This is a genomic window from Alteromonas sp. ABV2_168, from assembly GCF_056161165.1.
This window is the reverse complement of record NZ_JBSWYQ010000001.1, coordinates 377532-392677: the sequence shown is the minus strand read 5'-3', so window position 1 is coordinate 392677 and position 15146 is coordinate 377532. Positions and strand designations below refer to the sequence as shown.

Genomic DNA, 15146 nt, shown 5'->3' with positions numbered 1-15146 from the left:
CAATACACAGACAGCCCCGGTAAATTTGTTTTACCGGGGCTTTTCACTCCTGAAGACAACCTGATAAAGTAATGGGCTTTGCCATTTTAAATTGTTATTTTTCATGTTGAAGCAACGGATTTACTCATCATTAATGCCACTGATCGTGGCGGCAACCTTATCAGCCTGCAGTGCCACTCCACCGCCCCCGGTATCCGGCTCTGCGACCATTACGGAAACAGCAGATTTCGCTGAAGTTAACCTGGCTGTAGAAACTCTGAATGCCCGCTACGGTGCGGCGAATGTACTGATTGTGTCGGATATTGATAATACCCTGCTGACCAGCGCCTCCGACCTGGGTGGCGATATCTGGTATCAGTGGCAACGGGGAAAGCTGGATGTAAAACCCACACCGGCGCAGAAAGTATCGTGTTTGTTTGAAGATACCATCGGCATGTTATATGAACTCAACCCGATGACAGTCACCGACCCGCTGGTACCCGAAATTGTGGCCAGCTGGCAGCTTGCGGGCAATACGGTGATGGCACTGACATCGCGGGATCCCCGCTACCGCTCAGCGACCGAACGGGAACTCAAAAGTAACGGCATCGAACTTGGTCAGTCTGCTCTGACGCTGGAAAACGGCGTCATGCCGGAATACCGCCACCAGATGGACCGGGAGCTGACTTACAGTCAGGGCGTAATGATGACCACCGGCATGGACAAAGGAAAAATGCTGCACTGGATCCTGGATAAAACCGGCAGACATTTCGATGCCGTGATTTTCATTGACGATTCACGCAAGAATATCGACAACATGTATACCGCCTGGAAAGACGGCAACACAGACATGGATATTATTTATTACACCAGTGTTGAAGATGCCAGAATTGCCCGTCACGGTAGCGTACTCACCCAAGCGCAGGCGGATAAAATGGCTGCAGACTACGATAAGCTGAATAAAACCCTGCTGGACGTGTTTCCGGGCCGTTCAGATGGTCTGTGTCTCACGGTGAACTGATGGCAATGCTGGAAATCACACCGTCCCTGCGTATTGATGAAGCCGAATTGGAGATGACGGCTATCCGCGCGCAGGGTTCGGGGGGACAGAACGTCAATAAGGTGAGCAGTGCTATTCATTTACGTTTTGATGTGAATGCCTCCTCGCTGCCGGACAATATAAAGTCCCGTTTGTTGTCGGTGGCCGACACCCGGCTGACGTCTGACGGCGTGTTTGTGATTAAGGCGCAAAACTTCCGCACTCAGGAGCAAAACCGGCAGGACGCACAGGCACGTCTGATTGAGTGGATTGCTCAGGCGACAAAAGTGCAGAAAAAACGCAGGCCGACACGCATCGGTAAAGGCGTTAAACAGCGCCGTGAAACCTCTAAGAAACAACAAAGTGAGCGTAAACAGATGCGCAAAAAAGTGGACTTTTGATCCCCTGCCCTGCTGCACAACTGTAATTAGCCGCACCCACAGGTAAAGATAAAGATTCCCCCTGTACGCCCGTTTCCGGCTGTGATTATCTTATTGTTTTGTGCCGGTATGGCACGGGTTCAACAACCGGAATATAACAATGAAAATACTTTTCCTCGCCGGAATGCTGGCTGCAAGCCTGTGTTCTCCTGTCTTCGCCGCAGACAAACCTGCTGAGAACACGAAGACGAAAGTCCCTGAACTGACGTCCTTTGTCACCAAACATAAAGGTAAGTTTAACGGCAAAACTGTCTCATACACTGCGACGGTGAGTAATATGCACCTGACTAACAAAGAGGGTGACGTGACCGGCGATGCAGTGACAACGTCCTATGTGGCAGAATCAGATGAAAACCGGCCGGTTACCTTTGTTTTTAACGGTGGTCCGGGCTCATCTTCGGTATGGCTGCACATGGGTATTTTCGGCCCTAAATATGTGGAAGTACCCAGCGATGCGCAGGATGCAGGCAATGCGCCTTACAAAATTCTTCACAACCCGTTAAGCCCGCTGGATAAAACCGATTTAGTGTTTATTGATCCCATCGGCACAGGCTTCAGCCAGCTTGCCGGAGAAGGCACGGCTAAAGATTTCTGGAGCATTGCTGCCGATGCTGAAAGCGTCAGTGCAGTGGTAAAGCAGTGGATAGCGAAAAACAACCGCTGGAATTCACCTAAGTTTATCGCCGGTGAGAGTTACGGTACCACCCGTGCCGCCGCCATGCTGCCGTATCTTAACGACAGAAAAAGTCCCCTGCGCATCAACGGCCTTATTCTTATCAGCCAGGCACTGGATTACGCCGGCAGCACCCCGGAGGCCGACAACATGATTTCATTTGTGACCTACCTGCCAACAATGGCAGCGACCGCCTGGTATCACGGGAAAATAGACAAGAACAGTATTTCACTGGAAAAACTGGTGGAAGATGCAAAAGCGTTTGCCACTGACGAATACCTGCCGGCTCTGTTTAAAGGCTCAGCCCTGCCTGCTGCAGAATTCGATAAAATCGCAGCAAAACTTGCCTATTTTACCGGATTGAATGAGACGCTGATCAAGCGGGGTAACCTGCGTGTGGATGCAACCCGTCAGCGCAAATTGTTACTGGCAGACCAGGGCATCGCACTGGGCCGCAGTGACTCCCGCTACACCATTGATGAAATTGACGATCTGGACATCACGCCCAAGTATGACGCCTCAAGCACTGGTGTTTCCGGTGCCTACAATGCGGCACTCAGACACTATCTGATGAATGATTTAAAAGTGACCTGGGACAGAGACTACCTGGTCAGCAACCGTGATGTAGGCCGCAACTGGGTTTACTACCGCGATTCAGGCAGAGAACCTCATACAGTCAATACCTCTGCAGATCTGGCTGAGGGAATGCGGGTTAATCCGTCTATGAAAGTGATGCTGGCCAGTGGCTACTATGACTACGCTACACCACTGTTTGACGGCGATTACACCTTTGGCCGTTACGGTATTGATAACAGTCGCGTTATCAAACACAACTACGAAGCGGGCCATATGATGTATCTGCACAAGCCGGACATGGAAAAGCTGGCGAAAGATATCAGCGCTTTTTATGACGACATGAAAGGCAATCCCTAATCAACGCAGGGATTGCCTGTATGTGTTGATTCAGATGTCCGGCGAAAAACCGCCGGGCATCCCTGTCCAGTGTCACTGGCAGTGTTTACAAGCTCAGTTTTTCCAGTTAGCGGGAAGGTCCAGCTTACCCTCACCTATCATCACGTTAACCTTCTGCTCAAAGCGGTTGAGATATTGTTTAGTCACAGGCTTTGTGGCCAGCGCAGAGGCATACTGCCCGTAGTAACGCACCACATCCTCTGCAGTGGCCTGCCTTAAAGCAGGCACATCAAGGGCTTTGCATTTAAGGCGTTCCGCAAGAAAATCTGACAGCGCATCTGCATCCAGAAATGACAACGCACTGCCGTGTGCGGCACTGTTTTGCTTTGGCGGCACATACAAAGACTGCAATTCAACCAGTTCACCAAAAAAGGCGACATCCTGACAGCGTGCAGTTAATAATGGCCGGAACAGCACATCAGTCTGATTACGCCGTTGCAGAACAGTAATTTTTGCATTGATTTCGCCCATCAGCTCGAGCACATGCAAAGCTGCCCCTTCAGCAAATACGATTTCTTCTGCGCTTTTGTAGTATTTCAGCTGAGTCACGATATCAGCGCTCTCAGGCTTAAAAATGGTGAATCCCTGCCGCGCCATGAACGCAGCAAGATAACCTTCTCCGGCGAATGCCCCTCTCATGAGGAACGATTCACGGCTGACGTATAAACGCTTTGGAAGAGAAGGATCCGCCACCACCCCCGATGCTTTTTCACGTGCAGTTAAAAAAGACAAATATTCCGCTGAAACTGGGTTCCTTGCGCGGAAAAAACTCTGCTGGGGTGAGACCCACAGTGATTCCGTACGAATATTTTTACCGGGTAAGACGATATTTTTTTTACTTACTCCAAGATATTCGAGAACTTCGTAAAAACGGGGAGGCAACACCGCTTTTTTAATAAATGATTTTTGTCTGAACCTTTGCGGCAGGAAGATAACCGGCATGTCGCCGTAACTTTGTCTTATCTGCTGTAGCGGTGCCAGACGATGAACCGACTCTGCCAGAAAATGCCCGAAGTTACTGAAAACCGGACCGCCGTAGAAGAACTCTCCCTTCTTAACCGCGTGTGTTTCAGGCTGAGCAGCTAAAAACTCCCCGTCAGTCACGTTTTGAGGAACAGGATCCTCAGAGCGGGCATTGGAACAACGGAACTGGGCGGCGAATTGAGGTACTTCCTGCGCAGAGCGTATCCCGCCTTTGACAATACCCGGGTTGGATCCCGGGCCTTGTCTGATAATCTCTGCCCGTTTCACGCAGGCCAGCTTCCCTTTAACCGGTTTGATTCCAGCCAGTGCACTGCGTCCCGACAGTGCGTCTTTCAGGCGCTTAACCGTACCGGCTGCAAGCATCTTTCCTTTTCCCAGCACATAATGAATACCTTTAAGGCGAAACTGCGCTCTAAGCTGCGCGTCTCCTTCAACAGATTCCGCCGAAGAAATAACAGATGCAAGAGACCGGAAAAGACCGGGCTTGTCCTGCTTCAGTTGTTGCAGCATATCACTGACAACAGAACCGTTCTCCTGCTGATCCCGCACTGGTAAAGCTTCAATTTTTTCATGCGCCCCGGCTAACCATTCCCACTCATGTTCGCTAAGCAGCGAACTGAAACCGGAGGCAGTCGAAGACAACTGGCTTTTATAGTCTGCCAGCAGGTTGTCATCAATGAGACGGTAACGTGATTTGCCATCACTGACTGACTGCAAATAAGCATCCAGTTCAGCCTGAACAGCAGAGATTGGAAACTGATTTAACCAGCGTTTTAATTCCAGTGCCGGATATGAGTATGAAGTGTTAATCGCGCCCCGGCCTGTGTCTGCCGGCATATCAATATCCAGCACACCGAGTAAGTCCTGAATGATGCTTCCGTTGTCTTCAGGCAACTTAAATGCGAAACAGTGAAAACAGGACGGACTGACCCGCTTCTGAAGACTCTGCAATCGCTGCCACTGCCCGAGATTCAATCTCCTGCCGGCGCTAAAGGGCTTCGTATTGCCGTGTCTTTTCACCGACTGATTATAAATTGAGAGCTGATACTCGATGGGATTACGAATAAAGCAAAGGATCTCAACATCGGGAAGCGCATCGACAATGTCTGTGGCAATTCTGAAAAAGGACTCTGAACTGAACAGTAATATTTGATGCTCAGGCGAAGCGTGAAATTTATTGATAACAGCTTTCAGTTTTTGCGCATCGAGCGCCAGTTTCCCGTGCTCATCAACCCTACAGACAACTCTGGCATTCCCTGAACTGATACCATTCCCGTCTATGTCGTGTTTCGGATAATCCACCCCGAGACGGGAAAGGGTATCGCGACGGGAATGAAGAAAATGTTGGATCGCCGAACTTCCTGTTTTCGGAGGACCAATATGAAAAATAACGCGCTTACTCAATACTTCTGCTCTATCCGGTTTGAACGGCGCAATATTAGCACATCCCTGTTTGAGGTGGATGCTCTGACTTCAAACATAATAAAAAAATGCCGGGTGGTTCACCCGGCATATCTCACTATCAATGCAGCTTCAACTTCGGCCCCACAAAGTTACTCACTTTGCGGCCCAGTAAGGTCATTGTGCCTTTAAACCACCCGTGCACTGAATACTGGTGCATGTTGTACAAAGAGATATACACCAACCTTGCCAGACGTCCTTCAATGAACATACTGGAGTTAACCAGTGCGCCCATCAAACTGCCCACAGTACTGTATTTACTGAGGTGTACCAGCGAACCATAGTCACGATATTCATAGTTTTTAAGGGGCGCGCCTTTAAAGATATTTATGATATTGGCCGCCGCCACACTGGCCATCTGATGGGCTGACTGGGCACGTGGCGGCACCCAGGAACCATCTTTCTGTTTAAAGCCACAGCAGTCGCCAATTACAAAAATATCGTTGTCGACGGTGCTTTGCAGATGTTCATTGACCAGAATCTGGTTGGCACGGTTAGTTTCGAAAATATCCATCTCTACAAGGAAATCCGGCGCTTTTACCCCTGCTGACCACACCAGCAAATCGGCATCGATTTCTTTACCGTCTTTAGTTTTAAAGCCATTTTCTGTGGCTTCAGACACCATGGCACCTTCCAGTACGTCGATACCTAAGTCTGTCAGCGCTTTTTTCGCTGACCCGGCGATACGCTCGGGCAACGCAGGTAAAATACGGGGGCCGGCTTCTAAAATAGACACTTTTAAACGTTCAGCAGACATCTCCGGCATGCCGTAAGCACGGGCAAGATTGGCTACGTGGTGAAGTTGTGCCGCCAGCTCTGTGCCTGTGGCACCGCCACCAACAATGGCCACATGAATAACTTCCTGGTCAGTACAGGATTGATTCACTCTGAGCAATTGATTGAGCAGTGCCTTGTGAAAGCGCTCGGCCTGCGACAGGGAGTCGAGGAAATAACAGTGGTCTGCCACACCCGGCGTGCCAAAATCGTTACATACACTGCCCATGGAAAGTACGAGGTAATCGTATTCGATGGTACGCTCCGGCAGAATTTGATGCCCGTCTTCGTCATAGAGAGGGTCTAACACAATGCGTTTGTTCTCTTTGTCGAGACGTTGCATATTACCAAGCTGGAATTGATACTTGTTGCGCACCGCATGCATACGGTAATCAACACCGTCTGAGTTTTTATCGATAACGCCCGCAGCGACTTCGTGAAGTAATGGCTTCCACACGTGAGTTTTACTGCGATCGACCAGAATCACCTCAGCCAACCCTTTACGGCCCAGCTTTTTACTCAACCGGGTAACCAGCTCCAGGCCTCCTGCACCACCGCCTACAACGACGATCTTTTTCATAATGTTTCCTTAAAGCAATTTTTCCAGCTATTGAATGTCTTGAGGACGGTGTCATCCAATAGCTCGAAAAACTGCAGGTGGCTGTGCTGCGGAAACTTATGGCGCTTCTGGCTGAGGGGAGCGTTGATTTTCAGAACACGGCGTAAACCCATCCATGGGGCCTCGGCAGCCGCTTCCCTGCGGCTGACGGTTCTGAGAAATCAACGCTCCCCCCATCCGCGCCCCAAACGTACTTCGAATCAACGCCCTCCCCGGCCAGAAGCGCCAGATGCACCAAGATTGCCAGATACCACCCTACATACGGCTGGAAAGATTATTCCCAACGATAAACGAGACTAACCATATAGTTTCTCGGACGACCGGGAAAATAACGGTCGCCGCTGAACGACGTATAGTCTGCCCGCTCTGCATACGCTTCATCAAACAGGTTATTAATGCGGCCGTAAACCGTCAGTGCCGGATTAATGTCCCAGCTTGTCCGTAAATCCACCACATCGTGGCCGTCATATTTATGTGCGTTTTCGGGGTCAGTGTAGTAACTACCCATGTGTTGCCATGCCAGTTCCGCCGTAATGGCTTCTGTGGGTGTGTACCGCAATTGGGTATTCGCGACGTGGCGGGGAGCGGTATCCATATCATTGCCGCGAATATCAATATCACCGGAAAGTTCTGAATGGCGATAAGTGTGCTTTGCTACGGTTCCGGCCACAATCAGCGCCCACCCGGGGTTCATTTGCCATTCCAGTTCTGCCTCTGCGCCCACGTGACGGCTTTTACCATTGTTAACGTAATAGTAATCACTGTCGCGATAGATAAAGTTGTCTTTATCCATGTGATATACGGCAATATTGTAGCGCAGCGACCCGCCCTTTCCTTTCAGGCCAAGCTCAATATTGTCGGCCACTTCAGGCTTTAACTCTGCAACGGTTTGAGCGCGCTGAAGGCGATACAATTCAGTCGCCTGGGGGGCACGGTAACCACGTGAAATGTTGGCATAAACCAGCGTATTATCATCTATCGAATAGGCTGCACCGAGTTTCGGTGAGAAATTGCTGAACGTGTCTTCACGGCTTTCCGGGCGGGTATAACGACAGCCGCCCATCCCGCATGCTGTGCCGTCTTCACGCACCCTGCCGCTGTTCATGTTGTTGGTATAATCGTAGCGCATGTGCTCGTAACGGGCACCGGCCGACCATGCCCACCGGCCATATTCCCAGTTCACCATAGCGAAAGGTGCAACTACTGTAGCATCAACGCTGTAATCGTAGTGCTTACCCGACGGGATGGTTTCTATCAGAAACGCGGAGCCAGTTGTAGCGCCGTCCTGATATTGCAGTAAATTACCTTCGGTGAATTCACCGTCAATACCGGTGCGAAGGGTTGTATTGTCAGAAATGCTGTGCCGCCAGAGGGACTGTATACCGGCGCCGCGCTGGCTATTTTGTTCAACCGGCTGACCGGGCAAAAAGTGCATGAGAAAGTCCATGTCCTGGTCTCTCACAAACGGGGTCACAATGATATCGTCACCATTGTCCAGCGACAAAGACACTTTCGACCACAGTCTTAACGACCGCGCATTGCGGTAAGCTTCGGGGTTTTCATTCCCCTGTGCCAGCGCCTTGTCTTTATAACTGTCTGTACCGCTGATGTAGCCGGCGGTGTCCTGCTCCAGATTAGTATAGGTGAGACCGGAATTGACCGAAAAAGCCTTACCGTCATAGCGATGTCGTAAGTTTACTTTTTCCTGATCGACGCCTTCATCAACCCGGTATCCCGTATCACGGGTCACACTGGCGTTGATGCCTGCCCCGGTGTTTCCGGCATCATAGCCGGAACGTAATTTATAACGGCTGTATCCGTAAGAGCCGTAATCAACACCCGTCATACCACCGCCACGGGTAGTATCAGGCGTGATCACGTTAATCACGCCATGTACGGCGTTAGAGCCGTACAATACAGAACCGGGCCCTTTTAGTACTTCGATGCGCTGCGCCATTTCGCTGTGAGCTTCAAACAGCTCGTTAATGTTACAAAAGCCAGCGGCTCTTAACGGAATACCGTCTTCAGCGGTAAGCAACCCGCCACAGGCGCCAGCGCCTGAAAATACCGGTGAACGTAATGCCGGCAGATATTCCTGTCCGTTACCCCGTTGTAATTGCGCACCGGCAATCTGGTTCAGGGCTTCTTCAATATGGGTGGCAGAAAGAAGTGTCAGAGCGTTCTCATCCACCGCACTGACGGAAAAAGGCTGTCTGAAGGCTGAGGTCTCTGTGCGGGTTGCCGTGGTGGTAATGCGTTCAATGGAAGACTCGCTCTCTGCAGCGATTGCCGGTGAGACCGTTGCGGCAAACAGTACGGCCTGAGCAAGCACGGTAAGCCGTGATGTGAAGGAATATCTTGCGGTCATAACTCTCTCATACATGGTGTTCTGACACTATGAATCAGTCTCATAGTAGGTGGAAAAATTCAGCCGGAGAAGCCCGTCTCACGGGCACTTTATGGCATTTTGTCCTGCTACTTTGCAGTCCCCCCGGAAGCCACTGACATAACTACTACTTTGGAACTACTCCTTCGGATGCATTTCACTGGCGGACTAAAGTGTAACGGATTCCACCCTATCGACGAGTTTCCAATTTTGCCCCTGACAACAATACTCGAAACATCAAAAAAGTTCGCTGGCAACGAATCAGCGGACAATGGGCATGAGTAACCCGGGATCGATGTGAATTGTTGCTCCGCCTATACGAAAACTAAACAATCAGAAGATAGGTGAAACACATGAACAACAAGAACGTAAGCCTCAAGCCTCTTGCCTTAGCCGTATCCGCACTGGTTTGCTCAACCGCCAATGCAGCCGTAACCATCTACGACGACAAAGAAGTCGCCACGGTATCAGTAGACGCGTCTTTCAACACATTTTACGTGAACAGCAGCTCTGAAAGCGATGCTGCCGGTACTTCACGTGATCAGTCACGGGTCAAAATGGGCTTTCTGCCAAACTGGCTGGGCATGAACTTCAGCAAAGAAGTTAACGGTCTTAAAATCGGTGGCCGCTCATCTTTCTGGGTCACAATCAACGACAGTAACACAGGTGTTACCTCTACCGGTATCGATGTGCGCCAGTTCTACGCCACTTTAGGTTCAGACTGGGGTGAAGTGTTGCTGGGTAAAGATTTTACATTGTTTAACCGTAACAACATCTTCCTCGACGAAATCCTGCTTGGTTACGGCAACGTGAATGACACACTGGGCCTGATTGACGGACAGGGCGTGTCTTTCGGCAACATCGGCAGCGGTTATACCTATCCGATGCCTGCTTCTCAAATTCGTTATACCTCACCCACTTTCGCAGGTGGCCTGCAAGTCGCCATCGCTGCAATCGATCCTTCACCGGTTAATGCCGCTGACGACCGTCAGGAATCAGCTCCGCGCATTGAAGCTCAGGCAACGTACAGCACAGACTTTGACGGCGGTAACGTGACAGCCTGGGTGGGCTTCCTGAATCAAACTTCAGAGTCAGACACCATGGGTGACATCGACTCTACAGGTACTTCTTACGGCGTCAAAGTAGGTCTGGGTGACTTTACTCTGCACGCATCAGGTTACACAGGGGAAGGCATCGGCATCCTGCTTGGCCCAACCGAAGCAGCGCTTGGCCTTGGCCCTGTGACCATGTACGACATGAATATGAATGAGCTGGACAGTTCGGGTTACCTCGTTCAGGGCTCTTACAAAATGGACGCGCACCGCTTTGTTGTGTCTTACGGCGAAAACGAAATCGAAAATGCCGACTATATTGGACATGAGGGGATGCAAGTTGCGTGGTTCTACAACTACAACAGCAACGTGACATTTGCCGTTGAATACGCCACCAGCGAATTTACCGGCATCTTAGGTGATGAAGAAGCCGACACTATCGCAATCGGCGGTATCGTGAATTTCTAAGCCCTTAGTTTCAATGCCAGAGAAACAAAGGACACGTATTTCCGGTCACCGGGACCGGAGCCGCGACAGGGTATTTTCTGTCTGCAGGCTGAATCCCGGTATCTGGCAACGCTTTTAAAATTGAAAACCGGAGTAATAACTATGATTTACGCAGCACCTGGACAACAAGACTCGGTTGTAACGTTTAAAGAACAGTATGGCAACTACATCGGCGGCGACTGGGTCGCGCCTTTAAAAGGCCAGTATTTCGATAACGTTTCACCGGTTAACAACGAAGTATTCTGTTCTATCCCGCGTTCTACCGCTGAAGATATTGAACTGGCGCTTGACGCCGCTCATAAAGCAAAAGCTGCCTGGGGTTCAACCTCAACGACTGAGCGATCTAACCTGCTCCTGAAAATTGCAGACCGTATCGAAGCGAATCTGGAAAAGCTGGCAGTAGCTGAAACCTGGGATAACGGCAAGGCTGTACGTGAAACCCTGAATGCCGATATTCCTCTTTCTGCTGATCACTTCCGTTATTTTGCCGGCTGTGTTCGTGCACAGGAAGGTTCAATCGGTGAAATCGACAACAATACTGTGGCTTATCACTTCCATGAACCTCTGGGCGTTGTAGGACAAATCATTCCGTGGAACTTCCCGTTGCTGATGGCAGCATGGAAAATTGCACCGGCACTGGCTGCAGGTAACTGTATCGTTCTGAAACCTGCTGAGCAGACACCTGCTTCAATTCTGGTACTGATGGAAGTAATCGGTGACCTTCTACCTCCCGGTGTACTGAACGTGGTAAACGGTTACGGTGCTGAAGCGGGTCAGGCACTGGCAACCAGTAAGCGGATCGCAAAAATTGCTTTCACCGGATCCACCCCGGTTGGTTCTCACATCCTGAAGTGTGCGGCGGAGAACATCATTCCTTCAACCGTAGAACTGGGTGGAAAGTCGCCTAACATCTATTTCAGCGATGTTATGAAGCACGAAGACGAATTCCTGAGCAAGTGTGTGGAAGGTATGGTCCTCGCCTTCTTCAACCAGGGTGAAGTATGTACCTGTCCTTCACGTGCCCTTATCCAGGAAGATATGTACGATGACTTTATCTCTCTGGTTATCGCCCGTACCCAACAAATCAAGCGTGGCAACCCGCTGGATACTGAAACTCAGGTGGGTGCACAGGCATCTGCTGAGCAGTACGACAAGATCCTGGGTTACCTGGAAATTGGTAAGAAAGAAGGCGCAGAAGTGCTTATCGGTGGCGGCCCTGCCAGCATTGAAGGCTTCAACAAAGGCTTCTATATCGAGCCTACGTTGTTGAAAGGTCATAATAAAATGCGTGTGTTCCAGGAAGAAATCTTCGGCCCTGTGGTTGGTGTAACAACCTTTAAAGATGAAGCCGAAGCTCTGGCCATTGCCAATGATACTGAGTTTGGTCTGGGTGCCGGTTTGTGGACCCGTGACATGAACCGTGCATATCGCATGGGTCGTGGTATTGAAGCTGGCCGGGTCTGGACCAATTGTTACCACCACTATCCTGCACATGCTGCATTCGGTGGCTACAAAAAATCTGGTGTAGGTCGTGAGAATCATAAAATGATGCTGGATCACTACCAACAGACTAAGAACTTACTGGTTAGCTACGACGTTAACCCGCTGGGCTTTTTCTAAAAGCGTTGCCTGAAAAGGCGTAAGTCCGGTACCCGTCGCTCTGGCGGGTACCTTTTTCAAAATCTGGTCTACGCTTTGTAAGGTATTCCAAGCATTTACGACACGTAACCTATTCTATGACGTCACTGTTCAGAATCCTTATCACCGCCTGCTTTCTGCTGTTTTCCGGCCTCACTGTGGCCAAAGAGACGGTGCGCGTGGGGGTACTGCAATACGGAACGGTGAACTGGGAAATGCAGGCCATCAGCAACACCGGTTTGCAGAACAATTATGATATTCAGGTAGAGGCTGTTCCTCTGGCATCCACTCAGGCATTACTGGTTGCCCTTCAGGGTGGCAAAGTCGACGTTATCCTCAATGACTGGCTATGGGTCGCCCGTCAAAAAGCCCTCTCCCGCGACTACCGTTTCGCGCCCTGGTCAACTAACGGCGGGCAACTGGTGGTGCGTAACGATCGTAATATTCAAACCCTGAAAGACTTAAAAGGGAAAACCTTAGGCATTGCGGGTGGCAAAACCAACAAGAACTGGGTGTTGTACAAGGCATACATTCAGCAGGCCGCCGGCCTCGAGCTGGGTAAAGATATTCAGGTAAAATTTGCAGCGCCCCCCATGTTAAACGCGCTGGTTCAGCAAGGTGAACTGGACGGCGTGATTAACTTCTGGCATTTCGCAGCGCAACTTAACGCGCAGGGCATGCATACTCTGCTCACCATGCAAACCCTGCTGAACAACAGTGGTATAAAAGCACCTGTACCGTTACTGGGCTGGGTATTTTCTGCAGCATGGGCCTCACAGCACAGCAAGGCAATTAATGACTTTCTCGCCATGTCGGCAGAGATCAGGCAACGCATGCAAACCGATGACAGTCTGTGGGCGACACTGCCGGCCTTCACAAAATATCCGGCTCCGGCGCAGCCCTGGCTGATGGAAGGATTCCGCACCGGTGCGATGACAACAACGTCACCGGACACACAGGCATCGCTGAATGCGGTGTTCGAAATGCTTTCCCGCAATCAGGAAGAGAATGATGTCACCGGTCCCCTCGACACATTGCCAGCAGACATTCTCTGGCAGCGACACTGACGTGCATTGTCTTCCTGAAGACACCATACGCTGGTATCAACTGCCGTTTTTCAAACGGCTCACATCCGTTGCGCTTTTGCTTATCATCTGGCAACTCGCCGTTGCCGTTTTTACTCCCGCTTTGCTTCCGGCTCCCTCAGAGGTATTTATAAGACTGGCGGAAGAGTGGCAGGGAACCATGCCTCTGCATCTCTCACAGACACTGATCAGAGTCGCCATCGCTTTCTCTGCTGCAATGATACTTGGCACTGCACTGGGTCTGGCGATGGGCCACAACCGGAAAGTAGACGCATGGACTGACAGCCTGCTCACGCTGATGCTGAACGTGCCTGCCCTGGTTACTATTATTCTGTGTTTTATCTGGTTTGGTCTGAACGAATCAGCCGCCATTATTGCAGTCATCCTCAATAAAGCCCCCAATGTTGCCGTCACGCTGCGGGAAGGCGCCCGGGCCATCAACCCGAAACTCATGGATGTTGCCCGGGTTTACCGTCTAGGGCGGCTGCGCACTTTCAGAAAAGTATATCTGCCTCAAATTACGCCATATCTGATTGCCGCAGCACGGGGCGGACTGGCGCTGGTGTGGAAAATTGTGCTGGTGGTTGAACTGATTGGCTGCAGTGATGGCGTCGGCTTTCAGTTATCCAGCTATTTTCAGCTATTCGATATCACAGCCATTCTGGCCTACACCCTTGCCTTCGTTACTGTGGTGTACGGGATTGAAGCCCTTGTCCTGCGCCCGCTGGAAAACCGGCTGTCGGGGTGGCGCAAATCATGAACATTCATATCCGCCACAAGGCATTTGCAGCAACAACACTGATTTCAGACCTGACTATTCATACCGGCGAAAATGAAATTGTTGCCCTGGTGGGGCCATCCGGAGCGGGGAAAAGCACCCTGTTAAACATTATTGCAGGTATTGATAAGGACTTTAGCGGCGACATCACTTTTGATGATCAACGTCCGCCCGGACTCATGTTTCAGGAAGCCCGTCTGATGCCCTGGCTCACCGTGCTGGAAAACGTCACTCTGGTTGCGCCGCCGGACCACCCTGATCCCACCGGCGAAGCCTTGTCTTTACTTACACTCACCGGCCTTGAGTCACAGGCTGAAAAGTATCCGTCACAGCTTTCCGGCGGAATGAGCAAAAGACTGGCGCTGGCACGGGCGATGATGTTCAAACCCGGTGTCCTTTTGATGGATGAACCCTTTTCGTCTCTTGACGCACCGGCTGCAGAGAGTTTGCGCCAGTGCGTGCTATCGCTGAAGGCAACTTCGCCTTTCAGCATTATTTATGTTACCCACGATTTGAAGGAGGCCGTTGCTATTGCCGATCGCGTACTGATTTTAGACGCGAATCCTATGACATTGAAACATCAGGAATTTATCACTTTGCCCCGCCCCAGGTGTTTACATGACAAAGCCGTCAGCGATGTTTGTGAGCCTTTGTATCGTGCCTGGCCGGGACTGTTGTACGGGAATGCTGATGAACGCAAAACCATGTAAACCAACACATCATTGTTGTTAAGCAATTGTGAAACAGATATTATTCCTC

At 50.6% G+C, this 15146-nt stretch carries 11 protein-coding genes; 8 read left to right on the top strand and 3 right to left on the bottom strand.

Annotation, left to right across the window (positions count from 1 at the left end; translation table 11 throughout):
* Positions 1-133 precede the first annotated feature (133 nt).
* From ACXAH4_RS01770 to ACXAH4_RS01760, 3 genes are all read left to right on the top strand, one after another.
* Positions 134-1000 (top strand): DUF2608 domain-containing protein, encoded by an 867-nt coding sequence (locus ACXAH4_RS01770; protein ID WP_474880454.1) that lies wholly within the window; start codon positions 134-136, stop codon positions 998-1000.
* Between the two features lie 5 nt (positions 1001-1005).
* Positions 1006-1419: an alternative ribosome rescue aminoacyl-tRNA hydrolase ArfB gene (arfB, locus tag ACXAH4_RS01765; RefSeq protein ID WP_474842383.1), complete on the top strand. Its 414-nt coding sequence runs from the start codon at positions 1006-1008 to the stop codon at positions 1417-1419.
* A 139-nt stretch (positions 1420-1558) separates the two neighbouring features.
* On the top strand, positions 1559-3064 hold the full coding sequence (locus ACXAH4_RS01760; RefSeq protein ID WP_474880452.1) for a S10 family peptidase: 1506 nt from the start codon (positions 1559-1561) through the stop codon (positions 3062-3064).
* 93 nt (positions 3065-3157) lie between these two features.
* Here ACXAH4_RS01760 and ACXAH4_RS01755 read toward each other — a convergent pair whose 3' ends face one another.
* The 3 genes from ACXAH4_RS01755 to ACXAH4_RS01745 all read right to left on the bottom strand — a co-directional run bounded on the left by ACXAH4_RS01755 (position 3158) and on the right by ACXAH4_RS01745 (position 9309).
* Positions 3158-5491 (bottom strand): glycosyltransferase family 61 protein, encoded by a 2334-nt coding sequence (locus tag ACXAH4_RS01755; protein WP_474880449.1) that lies wholly within the window; start codon positions 5489-5491, stop codon positions 3158-3160.
* 118 nt (positions 5492-5609) lie between these two features.
* A complete protein-coding gene (locus tag ACXAH4_RS01750; RefSeq protein WP_474841785.1) occupies positions 5610-6902 on the bottom strand; it encodes an NAD(P)/FAD-dependent oxidoreductase in 1293 nt (430 codons plus the stop codon).
* Positions 6903-7215: 313 nt separating this feature from the next.
* Entirely contained in the window at positions 7216-9309 is a 2094-nt protein-coding gene (locus ACXAH4_RS01745; RefSeq protein WP_474880447.1) for a TonB-dependent receptor, read from the bottom strand.
* 371 nt (positions 9310-9680) lie between these two features.
* On the opposite strand from ACXAH4_RS01745, the gene ACXAH4_RS01740 reads away from it, so the two are divergent.
* The 5 genes from ACXAH4_RS01740 to ACXAH4_RS01720 all read left to right on the top strand — a co-directional run bounded on the left by ACXAH4_RS01740 (position 9681) and on the right by ACXAH4_RS01720 (position 15097).
* The gene (locus ACXAH4_RS01740) at positions 9681-10847 is read left to right on the top strand and encodes a porin (protein ID WP_474880445.1); all 1167 of its coding nucleotides are present in this window, start codon (positions 9681-9683) and stop codon (positions 10845-10847) included.
* 141 nt (positions 10848-10988) lie between these two features.
* Positions 10989-12506, top strand: a complete 1518-nt coding sequence (exaC, locus tag ACXAH4_RS01735) for an acetaldehyde dehydrogenase ExaC (RefSeq protein ID WP_474841789.1) — start codon at positions 10989-10991, stop codon at positions 12504-12506.
* A 116-nt stretch (positions 12507-12622) separates the two neighbouring features.
* Positions 12623-13591 carry an ABC transporter substrate-binding protein gene (locus ACXAH4_RS01730; protein ID WP_474880443.1) on the top strand — a complete coding sequence of 323 codons (969 nt, stop codon included), beginning with the start codon at positions 12623-12625 and terminating at the stop codon, positions 13589-13591.
* Positions 13533-14369, top strand: coding sequence for an ABC transporter permease (locus ACXAH4_RS01725; protein ID WP_474880442.1), 837 nt, complete (start codon positions 13533-13535; stop codon positions 14367-14369). Before ACXAH4_RS01730 ends, ACXAH4_RS01725 begins: the two co-directional genes overlap by 59 nt.
* Positions 14366-15097 (top strand): ABC transporter ATP-binding protein, encoded by a 732-nt coding sequence (locus ACXAH4_RS01720; protein WP_474848410.1) that lies wholly within the window; start codon positions 14366-14368, stop codon positions 15095-15097. The genes ACXAH4_RS01725 and ACXAH4_RS01720 overlap by 4 nt, the downstream gene beginning before the upstream one ends.
* Positions 15098-15146 lie beyond the last annotated feature (49 nt).